Origin of the sequence: Liquorilactobacillus nagelii DSM 13675 (assembly GCF_019444005.1) — a bacterium.
Lineage (GTDB): Bacteria > Bacillota > Bacilli > Lactobacillales > Lactobacillaceae > Liquorilactobacillus > Liquorilactobacillus nagelii.
This window is the reverse complement of sequence record NZ_CP049304.1, coordinates 1,797,968-1,817,363: the sequence shown is the minus strand read 5'-3', so window position 1 is coordinate 1,817,363 and position 19,396 is coordinate 1,797,968. Positions and strand designations below refer to the sequence as shown.

17 protein-coding genes and 4 pseudogenes are annotated in these 19,396 nt (G+C 40.6%); 13 read left to right on the top strand and 8 right to left on the bottom strand.

The genetic code is table 11. The features are described from left to right. Nucleotides 1-2 precede the first annotated feature (2 nt). The 3 genes from G6O73_RS09240 to G6O73_RS09230 are packed head-to-tail and all read left to right on the top strand — an operon-like array spanning nt 3 to nt 3,050. Nucleotides 3-1,028 (top strand): ABC transporter permease, encoded by a 1,026-nt coding sequence (locus tag G6O73_RS09240; RefSeq protein ID WP_057886611.1) that lies wholly within the window; start codon nt 3-5, stop codon nt 1,026-1,028. 9 nt (nt 1,029-1,037) lie between these two features. After that, nucleotides 1,038-2,084, top strand: a complete 1,047-nt coding sequence (locus G6O73_RS09235) for an ABC transporter ATP-binding protein (protein WP_057886612.1) — start codon at nt 1,038-1,040, stop codon at nt 2,082-2,084. Between the two features lie 12 nt (nt 2,085-2,096). Next, complete coding sequence (locus G6O73_RS09230) at nt 2,097-3,050, top strand: ABC transporter ATP-binding protein (protein WP_057886613.1); 954 nt, start codon at nt 2,097-2,099, stop codon at nt 3,048-3,050. Between the two features lie 40 nt (nt 3,051-3,090). Here G6O73_RS09230 and G6O73_RS09225 read toward each other — a convergent pair whose 3' ends face one another. The 3 genes from G6O73_RS09225 to G6O73_RS09215 form a co-directional block, all read right to left on the bottom strand. Next, nucleotides 3,091-3,756: a histidine phosphatase family protein gene (locus G6O73_RS09225; protein WP_057886614.1), complete on the bottom strand. Its 666-nt coding sequence runs from the start codon at nt 3,754-3,756 to the stop codon at nt 3,091-3,093. Nucleotides 3,757-3,834: 78 nt separating this feature from the next. Next, nucleotides 3,835-5,685 (bottom strand): cation:proton antiporter family protein, encoded by a 1,851-nt coding sequence (locus G6O73_RS09220; RefSeq protein WP_057886615.1) that lies wholly within the window; start codon nt 5,683-5,685, stop codon nt 3,835-3,837. Nucleotides 5,686-5,854: 169 nt separating this feature from the next. After that, nucleotides 5,855-6,493 carry a VTT domain-containing protein gene (locus tag G6O73_RS09215; protein WP_057886616.1) on the bottom strand — a complete coding sequence of 213 codons (639 nt, stop codon included), beginning with the start codon at nt 6,491-6,493 and terminating at the stop codon, nt 5,855-5,857. 200 nt (nt 6,494-6,693) lie between these two features. Here G6O73_RS09215 and helD point away from each other — a divergent pair, with 200 nt between their 5' ends. The 3 genes from helD to guaA all read left to right on the top strand — a co-directional run bounded on the left by helD (nt 6,694) and on the right by guaA (nt 11,643). Then, complete coding sequence (gene helD, locus G6O73_RS09210) at nt 6,694-8,997, top strand: RNA polymerase recycling motor HelD (protein ID WP_057886617.1); 2,304 nt, start codon at nt 6,694-6,696, stop codon at nt 8,995-8,997. Nucleotides 8,998-9,067: 70 nt separating this feature from the next. Beyond that, on the top strand, nt 9,068-9,988 hold the full coding sequence (gene coaA / locus G6O73_RS09205; protein WP_057886618.1) for a type I pantothenate kinase: 921 nt from the start codon (nt 9,068-9,070) through the stop codon (nt 9,986-9,988). A gap of 107 nt (nt 9,989-10,095) precedes the next feature. Then, nucleotides 10,096-11,643 carry a glutamine-hydrolyzing GMP synthase gene (gene guaA / locus G6O73_RS09200; RefSeq protein ID WP_057886665.1) on the top strand — a complete coding sequence of 516 codons (1,548 nt, stop codon included), beginning with the start codon at nt 10,096-10,098 and terminating at the stop codon, nt 11,641-11,643. A gap of 64 nt (nt 11,644-11,707) precedes the next feature. Here guaA and G6O73_RS13080 read toward each other — a convergent pair whose 3' ends face one another. Further along, entirely contained in the window at nt 11,708-11,830 is a 123-nt protein-coding gene (locus G6O73_RS13080) for a hypothetical protein (RefSeq protein WP_382405138.1), read from the bottom strand. A gap of 66 nt (nt 11,831-11,896) precedes the next feature. Then, nucleotides 11,897-12,013: pseudogene (locus G6O73_RS13075) on the bottom strand (site-specific integrase); the annotation flags it as partial. Here G6O73_RS13075 and G6O73_RS13070 point away from each other — a divergent pair. Further along, nucleotides 12,003-12,209 carry a GAP1-N2 domain-containing protein gene (locus G6O73_RS13070; protein ID WP_415584253.1) on the top strand — a complete coding sequence of 69 codons (207 nt, stop codon included), beginning with the start codon at nt 12,003-12,005 and terminating at the stop codon, nt 12,207-12,209. The pseudogene G6O73_RS13075 and the gene G6O73_RS13070 sit on opposite strands and share 11 nt — an antisense overlap. Here G6O73_RS13070 and G6O73_RS13065 read toward each other — a convergent pair. The 3 genes and pseudogenes from G6O73_RS13065 to G6O73_RS09185 all read right to left on the bottom strand — a co-directional run. Continuing rightward, nucleotides 12,139-12,285, bottom strand: a pseudogene (locus G6O73_RS13065) (tyrosine-type recombinase/integrase); the annotation flags it as partial. The gene G6O73_RS13070 and the pseudogene G6O73_RS13065 overlap by 71 nt on opposite strands. 60 nt (nt 12,286-12,345) lie before the next feature. Continuing rightward, nucleotides 12,346-13,395, bottom strand: a pseudogene (locus G6O73_RS09190) (replication initiation factor domain-containing protein); the annotation flags it as partial. 145 nt (nt 13,396-13,540) lie between these two features. After that, nucleotides 13,541-13,837 (bottom strand): hypothetical protein, encoded by a 297-nt coding sequence (locus tag G6O73_RS09185; protein ID WP_235805095.1) that lies wholly within the window; start codon nt 13,835-13,837, stop codon nt 13,541-13,543. Nucleotides 13,838-13,921: 84 nt separating this feature from the next. Between G6O73_RS09185 and G6O73_RS09180 the strand changes: the two genes are divergently transcribed. The 6 genes and pseudogenes from G6O73_RS09180 to G6O73_RS09160 all read left to right on the top strand — a co-directional run bounded on the left by G6O73_RS09180 (nt 13,922) and on the right by G6O73_RS09160 (nt 19,378). After that, nucleotides 13,922-14,509: a type IV toxin-antitoxin system AbiEi family antitoxin domain-containing protein gene (locus G6O73_RS09180; protein WP_057886619.1), complete on the top strand. Its 588-nt coding sequence runs from the start codon at nt 13,922-13,924 to the stop codon at nt 14,507-14,509. Continuing rightward, a complete protein-coding gene (locus G6O73_RS09175; protein WP_057886620.1) occupies nt 14,506-15,363 on the top strand; it encodes a nucleotidyl transferase AbiEii/AbiGii toxin family protein in 858 nt (285 codons plus the stop codon). Before G6O73_RS09180 ends, G6O73_RS09175 begins: the two co-directional genes overlap by 4 nt. A gap of 283 nt (nt 15,364-15,646) precedes the next feature. After that, nucleotides 15,647-16,069, top strand: a complete 423-nt coding sequence (locus G6O73_RS09170; RefSeq protein WP_057886621.1) for an AAA family ATPase — start codon at nt 15,647-15,649, stop codon at nt 16,067-16,069. Continuing rightward, nucleotides 16,002-16,994: an ATP-binding protein gene (locus G6O73_RS09165; RefSeq protein WP_057886622.1), complete on the top strand. Its 993-nt coding sequence runs from the start codon at nt 16,002-16,004 to the stop codon at nt 16,992-16,994. The genes G6O73_RS09170 and G6O73_RS09165 overlap by 68 nt, the downstream gene beginning before the upstream one ends. Continuing rightward, nucleotides 16,966-17,157 (top strand): annotated as a pseudogene (locus G6O73_RS13000) (type II toxin-antitoxin system PemK/MazF family toxin); the annotation flags it as partial. The gene G6O73_RS09165 and the pseudogene G6O73_RS13000, both read left to right, overlap by 29 nt. 577 nt (nt 17,158-17,734) lie before the next feature. Then, the gene (locus tag G6O73_RS09160; RefSeq protein ID WP_057886623.1) at nt 17,735-19,378 is read left to right on the top strand and encodes a peptide ABC transporter substrate-binding protein; all 1,644 of its coding nucleotides are present in this window, start codon (nt 17,735-17,737) and stop codon (nt 19,376-19,378) included. The last annotated feature ends 18 nt before the right edge of the window (nt 19,379-19,396 follow it).

The window sequence follows — 19,396 nt, the reverse complement described above, 5'->3', positions numbered from 1 at the left end:
CAATGGAAGAAAAAATGAAATTAAATTCAGATAGTTTCCAGCCGCTAGCAAAAAGCGAATCGCTGGATAACGAAAAAATTGCTGCACCGTCATTGACTTTTTTGCAAGATGCTTGGATGCGGCTCAAGAAAAATAAAGGGGCAGTTATTTCGCTCTTTATTGTTTTAATTATGGTGGTAGTTGCCTTTGGTTCAACACCGTTTATTGATCATAATTCACTGGTTAAATCGGCACCAACTTATGCTAATCTGCCGGCTAAGATTCCGGGAGTATCGATTAATGGTTTTAATGGTAAGTTGAAAGTGGCCGGCAAATGGGTGGATGAGTATCAACAAAATAACATTCCTAAAGATAAATATTTTATTTTAGGTACTGATTATTTGGGCCGTTCATTAGCTGAAAGAATTATTTATGGGACCAAAATTTCTTTAATTGTCGCGTTAGTCGCAACATTTTTTGATTTAACAATTGGAGTCGCCTATGGAATTATTTCTGGTTGGAAAGGCGGCCGGGTTGATACAGTCATGCAGCGGATTATTGAAATTATTTCATCTGTTCCTAACTTGGTAATTGTGGTTTTAATGCTGTTGGTACTAAAACCAGGCATGACATCAATTATTTGTGCGATTGCTATTTCCAGTTGGACGACAATGGCACGCATGATACGAGCGGAAACACTGTCATTGAAATCGCAAGAATATGTCCTAGCAGCGCAAACTTTAGGTGAGTCACCGCTAAAAATATCATTGAAACATCTAGTACCCAACCTATCAAGTATTATCATTATTCAAACCATGTACACAATTCCAACGGCAATTTTCTTTGAAGCTTTCTTGAGTTTCATTGGAATTGGAATTAGTTCACCGCAAACCTCATTAGGGGTATTGTTGAATGATGGACAGAAGAATTTTCAGTTCTTACCATATCAAATGTGGTATCCAGCAATCGTCTTATGTGTCTTGATGATAGCATTTAACTTATTAGGCGATGGTTTGCGTGACGCCTTTGATCCTAAGACGAGAAGGTAGGAGAACGACATGACTGAAAGAATTTTAGACGTTAAAAACTTACGAATTAACTTTCATACCTACGCTGGCGAAGTCAAAGCAATCCGTGATGTCAGTTTTCACTTGGATAAGGGGGAAACTCTGGCAATTGTGGGTGAATCTGGCTCAGGTAAGTCAGTTACCACCAAAAGTATTATGGGCTTATTAGCTAACAATGCTAAGGTTGTCAGCGGGTCAATTATGTATCATGACCAAGACTTATTGAAGAATAGTGAAAAACAGATGCAAAATATTCGTGGTAAGGATATTGCGATGATTTTTCAGGATCCAATGACTTCATTAGATCCAACAATGAAAATTGGTCAGCAGATTGCTGAACCATTAATCAAGCATAAACATCTGGAGAAGAAAAAGGCTTGGCAGCAAGCTTTGGAAATTATGAAACTGGTCGGGATTACGGATGCTGAACAGCGGATTAATAATTATCCGCATCAATTTTCTGGTGGTCAGCGGCAACGGATTGTAATAGCAATTGCGTTAGTTTGTTATCCAGAAGTTTTAATTGCTGATGAACCGACAACCGCTTTGGATGTAACAATTCAAGCTCAGATCTTGGATTTGATGAAGGATCTGCAGACAAAAATTGAAACTTCAATTATTTTTATTACCCATGACTTAGGGGTTGTGGCTGGCATGGCTGATCGAGTAGCTGTTATGTATGCTGGTGAAATTATCGAATACGGTACAGTTGATGAAATTTTCTATAATCCACAGCATCCATATACTTGGGGCTTATTGAATTCAATGCCGACTCTTTCAAGTACCAAATTAGAAGCCATTCCTGGAACACCACCCGACTTGTTAGATCCGCCAAAGGGTGATCCTTTTGCGGCTCGAAATCCATTTGCAATGAAGATTGATGCGGAACAAAAGCCGCCGTTTTTTAAAGTTTCAGAAACGCATTATGCCGCTACTTGGTTATTACATCCTGATGCACCTAAAGTGACACCACCGGATGAGATATTGCGGCGCTGGCAGCTTTATCGTGAAATGAATAATCAAACGCAGGAGCACTAAGGAGAAGAGCCCATGGCAGAAAATCAAAAGAAACTTTTAGAAGTCAAGCATTTAAAACAATATTTTAATGTGGGTAAGCCCAATGAGGTGCGCGCAGTTGATGACATTAGCTTTGATATTTATGAGGGCGAGACTTTTGGCTTGGTAGGTGAGTCTGGTTCAGGAAAGACCACTACTGGTCGGAGTATTATCCATTTGTATCATCCAACTGATGGGAAGATCATTTTTGACGGGGAAGATATCAGCCAGTTAAAATCACGGAAAGACTTTTTGAAATTTCGTCGCCAAATGCAGATGATTTTTCAAGATCCGTATGCATCACTTAATCCCCGCATGAAAATTAAAGATATTGTAGCTGAAGGAATTGATATTCATCATTTAGCTAAGAATGATAAAGAACGTAGTGAAATTGTTGAAAATTTATTGGAGACCGTTGGCTTGAACAAAGATCATTCCAGTCGCTACCCGCATGAATTTTCTGGTGGTCAGCGGCAACGAATCGGAATTGCTCGGGCGCTTGCTGTTAAACCAAAATTTATTATTGCTGATGAACCAATTTCGGCATTGGACGTTTCAATTCAAGCCCAAGTAGTCAATTTGTTGAAAGATTTACAAAAGCAGCAAGGCTTAACGTATTTGTTTATTGCGCATGATCTTTCAATGGTTAAGTACATTTCTGATCGGATCGGTGTGATGCATTATGGTAAGTTATTGGAAGTTGGACCGGCAGATGATGTTTACGAACATCCATTGCACGATTACACAGCCAGCTTGATTTCAGCAGTACCGGTTCCTGATCCAGAGTTTGAACGCAAGCGTCGCCAGATTGTTTATGATGCCAGTGAAGAAAAAGATGATCCAGAACATCCAAAGAAAATGCATGAGATTGTTCCGGGGAGATTTGTTCGTTGTTCAGAAGATGAAATTTCGAAGTATCGCGCTCGTGCTCAAAAGAGCTTTAACTAAATAAAAAAAATCCGCCGCGGCGGATTTTTTTTTGACTGATTTAATAAGGTTGGTCATCTAAATAATGATTATAATAGACAACTTTAACCTGATTAGGGTCAATAATTAATTTAGTTACCGATCCATTAACTGGCCCTTGAGAAATAATATCGATCTCTGGGGCAAAATGATGAACGATACTGCGAATCGTGGTACCATGGCTAACAACCAAAACTTGATCACCGTCAGTTTGATTTTTTCGTAATAAATCAAAACCGCCATTTAGTCGCTGCCAGAATTCTTCGTTGTTTTCAGCTAATTGAAAAGGATCGACTTCTTTCAAAAAATCGCGGGAATCTTCAATCGAATAATTTGAAATTAGTTCTTGGTAGGTGGATGCCTCATGGCGTGCACCAGCAATTAGCCATGTTTGACCAGAATCATTTCCTTCAAAGTAACCATATCCTTGTTCACGAAAGTTCATGGAGGTACACGGCTGGGGTGTTGAAAATTGATTAGCAGCTAAAATTTGTTCACAGGTCCGCTGAGTTCGGGTAGTATCACTATGGTATACACCAGCAAATTGAATTTTTTTCAAGTGCTGTCCAGCTTTTTTTGCATCCTGAATTCCCTTAGCGGTTAAGGGCGAATCACTCCACCCTTGCATCCGCTGAAAATAGTTGAACATTGTCTGACCGTGACGGACGAAATAAACTGTAAATGACATAACTTTCCTCCTAAATAAATAGCAATCATATGTTTAGTATACCGTGAAGCTGCTAAATGAAAACCCCGTAGTTCCAAATTATTCATTCATTTTTTCAATTGTTCGGCGAATTTGCGGAACATCAGCAGACTTACCCATGAAAACAATATGGTCATTAAGTTCTAAACGAGTATTGCCATGAGGCGCAATTGAAGTCCCATTACGGAAAATTCGGCTGATAGTCACTTGATTAGCAAACGAAAGATCTTTAATTTGTTTACGGGCAAAGAGTCGATTACGAACAACTACTTCGAAAATTCGGGATTCATTGGCCGTTAGGATTTTCAAAGTCGATGGTGTTTCAATTAATGATCGTAAGACACTGACGTTAACATCAGCAGAATTGAAATATTCAATTTCAGCAGCAGACATTTTTTTGCCTAGGTCACTCATAATATCACGGTTTTCAAACCGGGTAATTACGCGTTTGACGCCATATTTTTTAGCAGCCAGTGCGAGTTGATAGTTTAACTGATAATTACGATAACCAAGCACTAAAATATCGGTATCAAAAGCTTGTTCTTTGATTAAACGCTCAGCTTTCAGGTCCGGTAACAATTTAACTGCAGCTTCTGAATTGTAGGTTTGATAATTATCTTGCCGGTCAGTATACAATTGAATATCATACCACTGATCAAGCTGTTGGGCCGCTGAAATTGTCAAAATATTAGCGCCAATGAAATTAACTTTAATTTTTTGAGTATCTTCTGGTTCAGCGATAAATAAATGATTAAAACATAATGGCCCCAGTAGGCAGGTTAGAATAGCAGCGATTAAGAACTCTCCGGCTTGTTCGCTGTTAATTGCCTGAACTTCACGAGCAACTTGCAAAGCAGCCAAGACTAAGGTAATGGTTGTCGCTGATAACAAGCTGCCAGCAAGCGCATTTTTAATTTGAAAGTAGCGTTTCAAAACAAAGAAAGCAAGACTTTTAGCTAGTAGAAAACCGACAAAGAATAATGGAATTAAAATTAAAACAGTTGGATTCTTAAGCAATGACGGAATATCTAAGTTTACACCAGTCATAATGAAAAAGATCGGGATTAAGAAGCCATAGCCAATCGCATCCAGTTTTTCGCGGGTTGATTCTTCTGGTTCTAAGAGTTTGATAACAATTCCAGCGATAAAAGCGCCTAAAATATTTTCGGCTCCAACTCGTTCAGCTAAAAAGGCTAACAAAAAGATGAAAAAAAAGGCTAAACGGATATCTAACTGAGTAGTTGCTTTATTGATTCGTTGGAAAAAATCAAAAAAAGCTCGAAATCTTTTAAAGAGAATAGCAGCGACAACGAATAAGATACCAATTAGCCAAAGCTGACTAGCATGCCCATCGTAAATTGAAGCGAAAGCTGTTAAGGCTAGCATTGGCACAACTTCACCTAAAACGGCAATCAGCAGAATGGTCTGCCCAAAGCGGCTATTAAGTAATTCTTTCTCCTTTAAAGCGGCAATAACAACTCCCAAAGCAATTGTTGCAAAGAGAATGGTTGCTAACCAGAAATTACTGTACAGTCCACTGAAACTAAAGAAAGCGGCAATTATAGCTGAAGTTAAAATAATTACTGCATAGGTTATGATGGCTAATTTTAAGGGTGAGTACTGAGTTGAACTTTCAGCTTTTTTCTTATCAAGTGGCGTCTGTGGTTGCTTGTTTTGAAAAAGGCTAAAATCGATTTCCATTCCACTGAGAAAAAGCAGTAAGATGACACCTAAGTCGGCTAGAAAAGTAATCGTTGTATTAGCTTGCACAACATGCAATAAACTTTTACCAAGGATAATTCCAACAGTAATTTCAGCGACTGCCGTTGGTAAAGTTGAAATATTTAATTTAGCCAGCAGCAAGGGAGTAGCAAAAGCTGCTAAGGCGACAATAATTAGTGAAAGACTCATAGTTTACTCCTTAGATTGAAAGACTAACGTGACGGTTTTAAAGATTATCTTTAATTATACCTGCTGTAACTGAGATGAAAAGAAAAAAGCTGATCTCGATTTTCAGGAAAGTCTAAACCCTAACTTTCCTGAAAGCCAAAATCAACTTTAAGTAGTAGTTTGAAATACTTTAAGATGGCTGTCGTCGTAATAAACGATAAACCGCCATACAGGCCCCCGGAACAACACCGAGCACAACAACAGCGATAAAGATTACCGGGAAGTGTTCTTGAACAAAGGATAATTGTCCAAAGAAATATCCCAATGATGAACCTAAGACAACCCAAATCAATACACCAAGAAAATTGTAAATACTGAAACGTTTATAATCCATTCCGGCACTCCCAGAAATTAAGGGGATAAAGGTTCTGATTAATGGAACAAATCGACCAAACATGACGGTCTTACCACCATGTTTTTCAAAAAATGCGCGGGCTTTTTGAAAACGCGGGTTATCCAGGATTGGATGGAAGATTTTTAAACGATGGAGGTTTCGCCCGATTTCATAGTTAACGGTATCACCAATCAAAGCGGCAAAAAAGAAAACCGGAACTAGTACACGGATATCAAGTGAAGAACCGGTAATTGCAGCAATTGTGCTAGCAAAAAAGATCAAGGACTCGCCTGGTAAAAAAGCAAATACGACTAAGCCGGTTTCCATGAAGATTAAGACAAACAAGGCAATGTAGATCCAATTGCCCAGCACCTCGATCAGCGGATTGAGGTAGAGATAAATATGTGAAAAGAAAAACCAAAATTGACTAATCAAGATGTTGCTTCACTTCCTTCATGTTATTATTACAAAATATTTTAACCGAAAATTGGCGCAACTTCCAGTCATTTAGTTCAATGTTTACCATTTTTTTACTTATTGCGAGTAATTAGTTACTTGTAGTTGCAATCATTGAGCCGAGTTCTAATCGGTGTTAAAATTGTATAACTAAGAATTTGGCAACGGAGGCAAAAATAATGGCAGCAGAGATTAAACAACAAGAACAACAGTACATGAATCAAGTTGTGACTAAAATAAAAATTGCAGAAAAAGAAAATCAGCAAAAAATTGACCAAGTTAAACATGATGCCCAACAATTACAGCAGGATTTTCCACATAACTTGCGGTTAAAGACGGAAACCTATACCGGTATGATGGAAACAGCGATGACTGTTCGGCAACAACAACAATTGCTGACGGAACGTGAAAATGATTGGCAGCATGCTGAACGCCGCTTAGACATTTTGGCCAAAATGGAAAAAAAACCTTACTTTGCCCGAATCGATTTTCAAGAATCAACTGCTGCTAAAGTAGAAACAATTTATATTGGTTTGGGTTCTTTTGCTGATCGTCCCGATAATTTCTTAATCTATGATTGGCGTGCGCCAATTTCTAGTATTTATTATGAAGGGCATCTGGGAGATGTCAGCTATCAAACTCCCGGCGGAACTCAGACGGTTAATGTGACGTTGAAACGGCAATTTTTAGTTGCTAATGGCAAAATTCTAACAGTTTTTGATACTGATGAAACTGTTGGCGATCAAATGCTGTTAGAAGCACTGGGTGAAAACGCGGATACGAAAATGAAAAGTATCGTAACCACTATTCAACAAGAACAAAACAAAATTATTCGAGATACGAAAGCCAAGTTGCTGTTTGTGCAAGGTGCAGCTGGTTCTGGGAAAACGTCTGCTGTTTTGCAGCGGGCAGCCTTTTTAATGTATCGTTTTCGCGGTAGCTTGACATCTAGTCAATTGGTTTTATTCTCACCAAATCAATTATTTAATGATTATATTGCTCAAGTCTTACCAGATTTGGGAGAACAAAGAATGGTGCAGTTGACATACTATCAGTATGCACAGCATCGATTACCAAGATTTCAAATTGAAACATTACAACAAAGATTTGAACGGAAAGTTACTCCAACAGAAGCAACTGTTACGCGATTAAAAAGTAGTTTGATATTTCATCAAGCCACATTAGATTATGCTGCTTATTTGGAAAAACAAGGAATGGCTTTTCGCGATATTATGTCTGGCAAGCAAATTATTTTTAGCAAAGCTCAAATTGCCCAAATTTATTACAGTTTTAATGAAAATTATCATTTACGTAATCGATTAGATGCCACCAAAGAACGCCTATTAAAACGTTTAATGCGTAAAATCAATCGTGCCGCAGCTTCTGATGAGGTTCAAAAACAACTCCAAGATGCTTCAGCTGAACAATTGTCAGCTTTGTACGGCGATCATCCACGTAATTTTCAAAATGCTGATCAAGAATTGAAGTTTTTAGGCAAACAATTAGTAATTAAATCTTTCCGTCAAGTTCAAAGACAGATTAAGCGGAATCATTTCATTAATATTACTGCCCAATATTATCGATTCTTAAAGAACTTGCCCAAGATTTTGGAACTAGAAAAAGTTGGTTTAACTTTAACTGACTGGCAAGCAGCGGTAGCGGATTATAAAGCACGGACTAAGCACGGACAATTACTATTGGAAGATGCAACACCATATCTTCAGTTATATGACTTGATCACGGGTAAACGCGGTGATACAGAAATTAAGCAGGTCTTTATTGATGAAATTCAAGACTATACACCCTATCAATTGGCCTTTATTCAACAAAATTTTCCCCGGGCACGCTTTACCTTACTAGGTGATTTGAATCAAGCAATTTTTACTAAAAAAGCCAGCTATACTTTGCTGAATGAATTGAACAAATTATTCCCAGCTGACCAAACAAAAGTTGTTCAATTAACCAAATCGTATCGTTCAACCAAGCAAATTACGGAGTTTTCTCGGCAGCTGTTATTGGACGGAGCAGCAATTCAACCATTTGACCGTAACGGTGATTTGCCGACGATTTACACAGCTACAAGTCAGACACTATTGTTGAAGCAAGCAGTTAAACAATTGCAAGTCAATCAACAGGCGGATTTAACTACAGCAATAATTTGTCGCACGTTGAATCAGTGTCAGCAGTTAACTCAGCAACTACAACAAGCTGGACAGTCAGTTACTTTAATTAAAACTGAGAATCAGCGTTTAGCAGCAGGAACAATTATTGTACCGGCCTTCTTGGCAAAGGGTCTGGAGTTTGATGCGGTAATTTTCTGGAATGCTAATGCCCAAGAATATGCTAAAGATGATCAGCGACAGTTGGTTTATACGATTTGTTCGCGAGCAATGCATCGATTGACAATTATGGCTAAGGGCGAGTTGTCGCCTTTGTTTGCTCGGGTAGATGCTGACACATATCGCTTGACTTTGCTTGATTGAAAAAGCTTTCACTTGATATGTTCAAACATGGTATAATAGCGATAATCTTATTATTTTCGAGGCAAATTTCATGGATAACCTGATGAATTTTTACAAGATTCCACGAGATGAATGGAAGAATTTTTATCGTAAACATATTGTTCCGCTGAGTGATAGTGAATTAAAACAAATTCGCTCGGTTAATGACCGTATTTCACTGACTGATGTACAAGAAATTTATACCCCATTAGTTCACTTGTTGGGCATTCACTTGCATTCAAGACAGCAATTATTGGACCAGCAGGCTGAATTTTTGGGTGTTAAGCCGCATCGAGTACCGTTTATCTTAGGAATTGCTGGCAGCGTTGCAGTTGGCAAAAGTACAATTGCTCGTTTGCTGCAATTGATGCTGCAAGACATTTATCCAACAAAACGGGTGCAACTAATTACGACCGATGGTTTTATCTATCCTAATCAAGAATTAAAACGGCGCCACTTATTGGAGCGAAAGGGCTTCCCAGAAAGCTATGACATGCAGCGCTTATTGCTGTTTACGAATGATGTAAAAAACGGTTTACCCGTTAAGGCACCAGTTTATTCCCATAAAACTTATGATGTTGTGGAAGACCAATATGAGTTAGTCGACGATCCTGATATTTTAATTGTCGAGGGAATTAACGTTTTACAGTTGCCGAGTAATCAACAGCTGTATGTGAGTGATTTTTTTGATTTTTCAATTTATGTCGATGCTCAAGAAAAGCTGGTTAAGCAGTGGTACTTGCAGCGCTTTGAAATGTTGTTGGATACGGCTTTTCAAGATCCAACTAATTACTATTATCCGTATGCTATTGGTAACCGACAAGATGCTTTGAAAATGGCCCAGGAGGTTTGGCAGCACGTGAATCGTCCTAATTTGCATAGCTATATTTTGCCAACACGCAGTCGAGCAGATTTAATCTTGCGCAAAACGACAGATCATTTAGTAAACGAACTATTTTTACGAAAATATTGAATTTATCAAGAAAAAGGCTTAAATCAATTTGACCCGATTGGTTTCAATCGGTAAAATAGCCCTATAAGTTCAAAAAAATATTAATGAGGTGAACATGCTTGACTAAAATGGAAATGCAGGACTTTGACAAAATCATTGTGCTGGATTTTGGCAGCCAGTATAATCAATTAATTACCCGACGAATTCGCGAATTTGGAATTTATTCGGAATTATTGTCACATAAATTGAGTGCTGCGGAAATCAAAGCGATGAAACCAAAGGGAATTATTTTTTCTGGCGGTCCCAACAGTGTTTATGATCAAGGAGCCTTCCAAGTTGATCCAGCGATTTTTAAATTAGGAATTCCAATTTTGGGAATTTGTTATGGGATGCAGTTGATGGCGCATGAATTAGCTGGTGGTAAAGTTGAAAATGCAGCTAATAAAGAATATGGCAAGGCTGTAATTCAAGTTAAGGATTCCCAAGCAAAATTGTTCCGTGATTTGCCAGAGCAACAAACCGTTTGGATGAGCCATGGCGACTTGGTAACCCAAGTTCCAACAGGCTTTAAAGTCTTAGCAACCAGTGAAAATTGCCCGATTTCGGCAATGGCTGATGACCAACGTAAATTTTACGGCATTCAGTTCCATGCAGAAGTTCGCAACACTGAGTATGGTAATGATGTTTTACGTCATTTTGCTTTTGATATTTGTCAAGCACGTGATAATTGGTCAATGGATGATTTCATTGAATTACAGATTGAAAAAATTCGCGAAACAGTTGGCGATAAGAAGGTCTTATTAGGCTTATCTGGTGGTGTTGACTCGTCAGTTGTCGGAGTTTTGTTGCATAAAGCAATTGGAAAGCAGTTGACCAGTATCTTTGTTGACCACGGCCTACTGCGCAAGGGTGAAGTTGAACAGGTAATGGACAGCTTAAAAGGCAAATTCGGTTTGAATATTATTCAAGTTGATGCGCGTGAACGTTTCATGAAGAAATTAACCGGAGTAGCTGATCCCGAAAAGAAACGTAAGATCATCGGCAATGAGTTTATTCGGGTCTTTGATGACGAAGCAGCTAAACTAGATGGGATTGACTTTTTAGCTCAAGGAACTCTCTATACTGATGTCATCGAGTCAGGAACTGATACTGCTCAAAAAATTAAATCACATCATAATGTTGGTGGCTTGCCAGAAGATGTTCAGTTCCAGTTAATTGAACCATTACGAACCTTATTTAAAGATGAAGTTCGCGAATTAGGTGAGCGCTTAGGGATGCCATCAGCTTTAGTTTGGCGTCAGCCATTCCCTGGACCTGGTTTAGGAATCCGTGTTATCGGTGAAATTACTGAAGAAAAGCTGCAAATTGTCCGCGATAGTGATTATATCCTGCGTGACGAAATTGCTAAACACGGTTTAGAACGCGAAATCTGGCAGTATTTCACAGTTTTGCCAGGAATTCGGAGTGTCGGTGTGATGGGTGATGGTCGAACCTATGATTATACTGTTGGAATTCGAGCGGTTACATCAATTGATGGGATGACAGCTGATTTTGCCCAGATTCCATGGGATGTTCTGCAAGAAATCTCTGTCCGAATTGTTGATGAAGTAGCTCATGTTAATCGAGTAGTGTATGATATAACTTCCAAACCGCCGGCAACGATTGAATGGGAATAGACAAAATCGGCTTACAAACGCCGGTATATCAAAGCTTTGGCGCCTGTCTAACCCGTTCGTGCAACTATCGTGCAACTTCTGGTGCAAGTCCAGCGGTGACACCGTTGTTTTGAACCTGCGCCACGTCTGATTTGGCGGTCGAAATTTCGACTAGACCATTCAGCCGTTTAGCGGCCTCAAAATTCATATTTGGATATAAATTCCCGTAAATTCCGAGTGTCGTCTGAATATCCTCGTGGCCGAGGCGTTCTTTAATCACCAGTGGGTTCTCACCCAGACTGATCAATAGCGAAGCATGTGAGTGCCGTAAAGCATGAACGCGGATACGATGAACTACTGCCAGAGCCGCATGCCGTTTGATGATTCGCATGACCAGATCGCGGCGAGTAGGAACGCCGTTGAACGATAGAACAAATCAGTTTTACACTCAAGCGCTTGTGCTTTCTTCCAATCGGAGAGAAGCTCAAGCGTTTTTGCGTCCAGTGGAATTGTACGGTTGCTGGCTTTGGTCTTCGGTGTGGAGAAGGAGTAGTTCGTGTAGCTGCGTAACCACAGCGTCTTGTTGATCCGAACCGTACCTTCCTCAAAGTCGATGTCGTCCCATTGCAGGGCGGTCGCTTCACCGATGCGCATACCAGTCATAAACAGAAACCACAGGGTGAAGAAGCAGAAATGCTGGTAGAAGTCTTCGATATAGAAAATCTTGATGACCTTGAGCGTAGGCATGACCTGTTTTTGGAGCCATGCCTTAGTCTTGTTTAGGTCGAAAGGCTGGGGTGCTGTGTGGCTGGCGGCCTTTGCCAAGAAAGTATGCCCAGCGGTCGTTGAGCGGCCACTTTAGGCGGCTTTTGTCTGGGACTTCATCCACGAAGCGCATGTAGCGGGTGATGATACCGAACGCGACCTTTTCGGCGTCACGGGTAATCAGCATATTTTCAATCGCCTTGATTGCCCTTTCGTTCTTCAAGCGAATTTCAAACCGGTTGATGATCGGTGTGTCGGCAATGGCGATACCACGTTTGGCAGCTTGTTCGGCGGCCTTTTCGTAGATGCAGAAGTACACGCCGCTTTTCATCGTACCGACGTAAAGCGTATTGCCCCGGCCAGCCTCGTCGAGATCCACGAGCTTGCCTGATTGCAGCCCTTGGAATGACCGCATGACAGAGATGCACTCGTTGTTCAGACACTTATCGACCAGCGCTGGAATGCTTAGCAGGCCAACCATGTCGTTAATTGCAATATCGACCCGCTTGAAGATGCCACCTGCTTCATCGACCCGAAGGAAGTAGTCGTACCAGTTCTCACCGTGGCTAAGGAGAATACCCTCAAACTCGCGGCAGCCTTGGCCTTTCATCTCAACCAATGTGCCGAGGTTAGAGCCAACCGGCGCGACCATGACCTGAATGTTGGAGAAGATATACATGGCCGAATAACCGTAGCAGCCGTGTTCCTCAAATATCAGGTGTTCCGGGGTCAGCCCGAGAATCTTGGTGATCACGGCCTTGGGGCCTTGGCATCGTGCGTTGGGAACCGCACGCGCATGTAGTCAAACATCAGCGTCAATTCCGGTTCATCGTTCCAATTCTTGAGCAGCCGGTCGATTTCCATTTGCAACGAGGCACTAGGATTAGTCCGGCCACTTTCAATTTGGCTAAAATGATGAGGGGTGACGCCTAACCGTCGGGCAACCTGTACTTGGGTCAGTCCTAGTCTTTTGCGGCGTGACCTGACCGCATCTGTCCATGTTCCCATGTCCGAATGGCTCACTCCTTTCTTGATAAATAAAAATTGTGGATTGGAGGTGCCATCCACAATTTGCTAATTTTCGTATGAACGCTGTCGTATCAACCTTTCTACCCCGTGTTCAGGCACAGACGTTGTATTTAATCCCCCCCTGTTAGAGTACTGGGGGTAAGCGGTCGGCTGGCGCCGACCGATGCCACTCACGCTTGCGGCTTTCGCGCTGCACGCCGCCACTTTCCGGCATGTCGGCTGTGAACCAAAAATAGACCGGCTTGCCAGAGATGGTACGGTCGGCGGTGAGTTCTAGCCAATAATCACCATCTTGATGTGGCTCAATGTAATCGCAGAGTTCCAGCAAGGCATCTTCGGCATTACCTGGTGAGGCGTTCTTGATTTGCTTCACGTAGTCTTCTTGGAAAGCTGCGCGGTTGCGAATGGTTGCAATGAGCATGAGTTTCTCCTTTCAAGTTTTTAATTTTCACGTTTCACACATAGAAATGTGCTATAATTGTGTGTGAAACGTGAGGTGATAAGAATGACGCCAGAGATTAATTTGTTTATTCAGCAGAATCATGGTCAGGTAACAACGGCTGATGTTAAGAAGTTGGGACTTGATCCGCACATCTTGATTGACCTTGCTAACAGTGGAAAGTTAGAACGTGTCGATCGTGGTGTTTATATTGATCCGGCGGTTTTTGAAGATGACATGTACATCCTTCAATATCGGTTTAGTCGCGGCATCTACTTCAAAGACAGCGCCTTGTTTCTGCATCACATGATTGACCGCACGCCAGACCGGTATCAGATGAATTTTCCTTTGGGTTACAATTCACCGGCAATTCAACAGTATCCAGTACGGGTCTACCGTCAGAAGCCGGAATGGCAAACGCTAGGAGTTGAGAAGGTGCTAACCCCTGGACAACACAAAGTCCGGGTGTACAACATCGAACGCACCCTGTGTGATATTTTGCGCACGCGGGACGCGTCGGATTCAGAAACCATTCGCCAGGCGATGATCAGTTATTCGCAGATGAAGCAAAAAGACATCGGTCGCCTGGTACACTATGCAGATTTGTTCAAAGTCAGAGAACCCATTAACAACTACATGGAGGTGCTTCTATGAAGTTAGGATTCACGAACGGTCAACAGTTCAAATCCAAAGTCCGCGCCCTTGCCAAGGAAAAGCAAATTGATCCCCAGATTCTTATGCAGGAAGTCGTCTTAGATGAGATTGTGGATCGTATTTCGTGTTCGCAGTATCGAGATCACTTAATTTTGAAAGGCGGCTTCCTGATCGCGTCGATGGTCGGCGTTGATACCCGCGCGACGCGTGACGTTGATACATCGATCAAAGGCTTGCCGGTGACCAAAGAGGTAGTGATCAAAGTCTTCACCGAGATCGCCGACATGAACGAATCGGACGGCGACGTACAGTTGAAAATCGCTAAGATTGACGACATCCGTGTTGCTGCTGACTACGCAGGTTTCCGGATCCATATTGAAGCGAAAATCTACACCAGCATCATTGACACGAAAATTGACGTTTCAACCGGCGATACCATCACGCCGCGTGAAATTTCGTGGCATCATCACACTATCTTCAACGACCAAGTGATCACGGTGATGGCGTACAATATGGAAACTATTTTGGCGGAGAAGTTGGAATCAATGGTGGCACGCCAAGAACTGAACTCGCGCATGAAGGACTACTACGATTTGTATTTGTTCGACAAGGTGCAGCGGCAAAATATTGACTTCAAGGTGCTGAAGGACGCGTTGCTAGCAACGGCGAAGTTGCGCGGAACAGAGGAGATGTTGCCGACGTATGTGGAAATCATTACCCGGTTGCGTGCATCTGCTTTGCTAAAGCAGCGCTGGGAGAAATACCGGGTTGCCTACGTTTACAGTGAAGAGGTTACGTATGAAGCAACGTGTGATGCGGCGCTAGACTTGGTGAACGCAATCGGACTACCATAACCTTGGTTTCCTGTGCTGTTGGAATAGCGGAAATTGAGTTGGCGACATACCTGATTACGGTCAGAAATTTTACCTGCGAGGTACGAGCGGTGTGGGGAATTCGCTGGTGACGGTGCCGTCGGTGCTAACATATCCGCGTCTTTTGATTGACTTCGGGAAGAAGTATTTGTTGGTTTCTCCGAACATAGTGGAATAGTCAGCTTACTCATCCAACTGAGGTGCGCAAAACAGAAATACACTGTGAGTTAAAATAGGAGTGAACAAGTCAAAGGAGTTGGAAAAGTTGATTGAACTGAACAACGTGAATACAAAGTCGTTTCATAATTATTCTTTTAATGGCAGGTTTGACAAAGTTAATCTATTTTTTGGTCAGAATAGTTCGGGAAAGACAGCTTTGTCAGGATGGATTTCCGCACTAGATTCCGACCATTCAAGGGTTTTCGACACGGCCTACGTTGAACGGGAGGTCCGCAATACTGAGACAATGCGCGGATCAAAAATTATTGTGGGTAAGGAACAGATTGACTCGGGTGATAAAATTGCTCATTGCCAGAAAATAATCTCTTCCCTCGAAAGTGACACCTCGGCAAGCGCAGAGCTTAAAAGTGCTAAGTCAGCCTTGGCAAAAATTATGAGTGATGAAATCGCCACCGCTAAAAGAAATTTTCAGTCAAACAATCCATCAAAAAGCAAATGCGCAATCTAATCCAATTCGGGCATTGGAACAGTGGAAAGATGAAATTCATCACTACAAGGATGTCAAATCAAAATTTTCAAGCTTTGAAGACATTGATCAAGCAATTCGCCAGATGATTGTAGAACGGGGCTATCTTGTTCCAATTTTGCAGGAGTATGATCAAACTAAACGGAAGAAATTTATTGATGCCATGAATACACCCGTTCTAGAACCCGAATCATCCGTGGCATCAAACGTCGCTGAATGGTTAAGCTGCGGCCTAATCTTGCATAATTTTCAAGATGGTGAGGAGCCAGAATTAACCACTTGTCTTTTTTGCGGGAACGAAATAGATCCGGAGGAAGTGAAATCTTATATTTCAGATAGAATTGACAATGAGTATGCAAAATTAATTGCTGCTATCGGACAGTTTCAGAAAAATTTAGCTGACAGTTTGATTGAACTTAGTCAACTTCAAGTTGCCGGGAAAGTCGACGAAAAGATTATTGATTCGGCTAGGGAACAGATTACAAATCTTCAAACCGTACTAACAGATAAGCATCATCACACGGATCAGGACTTGGGACTGGGGGAGGATGTATTTTCAGGGATACTTGCGGTCAATGACACAATTAGACAAGTACGAGATGAAGCTGACGCCGGATTAGCTCAACTTCGACACGAACAAGATAATATCGAAAAGCTTGCGAAAAGAAGCATAGGATTAGCCTTGCAGGGACGACAGGACGTAGACGCCGCTGTTCAGCAGATTGGTAGCGTGGAGAAAAGACTTGACGAGGAGAATCGTTCGTTAGAGCTTACGAAGGATTTTTTGAAGAAGCTCAACGAGAAGTCCAGTGACTTAGAAGGATTTTTAAGCCTCATGAATGGCACGTTGAAAACAGTTGGAATGGATTTTCATTTGCAATTTTCCGCTATATCATCAACTAACTAGTAGTCAAACAGTCTATGGGAAAGTATTATTAGATCAAACAATAGCCTTAGATTTGCGGGCAAGACATGTCACTGACGAAGCTATTGTCGATCATGTATCGCGTGAAGAATTAGAAGAAATAATCTCATTGTACAAATTATTGTTCAGTATTGATAATGAGTAAAAGAAGCTATTCCTTTAATATTAAACAAATAATTCTCAATATCTGTAATGAAGTCCCTATCAAACTATATTGGTGGAACCATGAAGTCCTCTGCATAGCGGACTTTTTATTTTGCAGTCAAAATGATTCTGGTAGGGCCTTATTTTAAAATAGTGGAACAACCAAACCCATGTTTTTTAGCTAATATTGGTGCTGACTTAGTTTAAAAAAATCTAACAATGCAATTAAATAAAAATTATAGTTGACAGTAACTATCAAATGTAATTATAATAACAACATCATAATAATTTGACTTTGAAAAGATGAGTAGCGATTAATTTTCATTAAGAGAGAGCCTGAGTAGCTGCAAGCAGGCATGAAAGTTTTTGGCGAATATGGTCTTCGAGTTGTTGGAAAGCAAGCTGCGGTGAGCTTTTCATGGGTTGCCCATTATAGCACACAAGTATATTAGTACTTAGTGAGGATAAGATTATAAGATCTTATTGAATTTTGGGTGGTATCACGGAGATTTTCGTCCCTTTTGAGCTTTAGCTCAGAAGGGACTTTTTTTATTTTCAAGTCACGAGGGGGATTTTAATTGAAAAGATACAAAAAAGTTTTATTGGCAGTCACAGCTACGGCATTTTTACTAGCGGGATGCGGTAGCAAAGGTAGCTCTACTCAGTCAAGTGGTAAGTATGCTAGCAAGCAAACATTGAATTGGACTGAGAGCTCGACCTTAGCAACAGCTGATTTGGCTAAGGCAACAGATACTTTGAGTTTTAATGTTTTGTTAAATACTCAAGAGGGTTTGTACCGACTTGATAAAAACGGAACTCCCCAAAAGGCACTAGCAACTAAGACGACAGTTACCAATGGGGGCAAGACCTATACTTTTAATTTGCGCAAGAATGCTAAGTGGTCCAACGGAGAAAAGGTGACGGCACAAGACTTTGTCTATTCGTGGCAACGCACAGTAAATCCTAAAACGGCAGCGCAAGATGCTTTTTATTTATATCAGGTTAAAAATGCCAAAGAAATTAACAATGGCAAAAAGGATTTAAGTTCTTTGGGTATCAAAGCTATTGGCAAGTATAAATTGCAAGTTCAGTTAACCAAGCCAGTCAGCTATTTTAAAAAATTACTTTCATGGCCACTATTCTTCCCATTAAATAAAACAGCGGTTGAAAAATATGGCACAAAATATGGCACACAAGCTCGTTACACTGTTTCTGATGGACCATTTAAACTAACTAAATGGACTGGGACTGATAAAAAATGGACTTTAACTAAAAATAACAGTTATTGGGACAAGAAAAATGTTCATTTGCAAAAGATTAATGAATTGGTAACGGAAAGCACCACTACTAGTTATGAGTTGTATAGCAGCAAAAAAGTTGATGAGACATTGTTAAGCGGACAGCAAGTTAAGAACAATGTTAATAACAAAGACTTTGTTAAGCGGCTGCCGACAGCAACGACCAGATTGGATTTGAATCAAAATAAAGTAGCGGCTTTCAAAAACTTGAATATCAGGCGAGCAATCTCATTAGCAATTAATCGTCAAGCTTTGACTAAGGATGTATTGGAAGATGGTTCAACACCATTAAAGGGCTTTGTTCCATCTGGTATGGGTAATAATCCAACAACAAAACAGGCATTTTACCAAGAAGCTTATGTTAAAAATGCGGTTGCATACAACTTAAAGGAAGCCAAAAAGCTATTAAACAAGGGTTATAAAGAGACCAACACCAAAGAACTTAAATTTACAATTCTAACTGCTGATACTGATAGTAGTAAACAAGCAGTTGAATATTTGCAAAGTGCACTTGAAAAGTTACCAGGAGTTTCAGTTAATGTTTCGACAATCCCGTTTGTTCAGTTAATTGCTAAACAACAAGCTGGTAATTATCAAGCATCAATTAAAACTTGGCAATCAGTTTTTGCCGATCCAATCAACTTCTTAGACATTTATGAAAGTAATTCCTCATACAATAATTCAGGTTGGCAAAGCAAAAAATTTGATAGTTTATTAAACGAAGCAGAAAATACGTATGGTAATCAGCCTGCAAAACGGTGGCAGAAATTGGTAGCTGCAGAAAAAGAATTAATGGATCAGCAAGGAACGATTCCTTTGTATCAAGTTGCTAAATCACAGCTATTGCGTTCAAATGTTAAAAATGTAGTTTACAATCCAGCAGGTGTTCCTTACGATTGGAAAGACACATATATTGCTAAGTAGTCAATTAAGAAGGTGCTA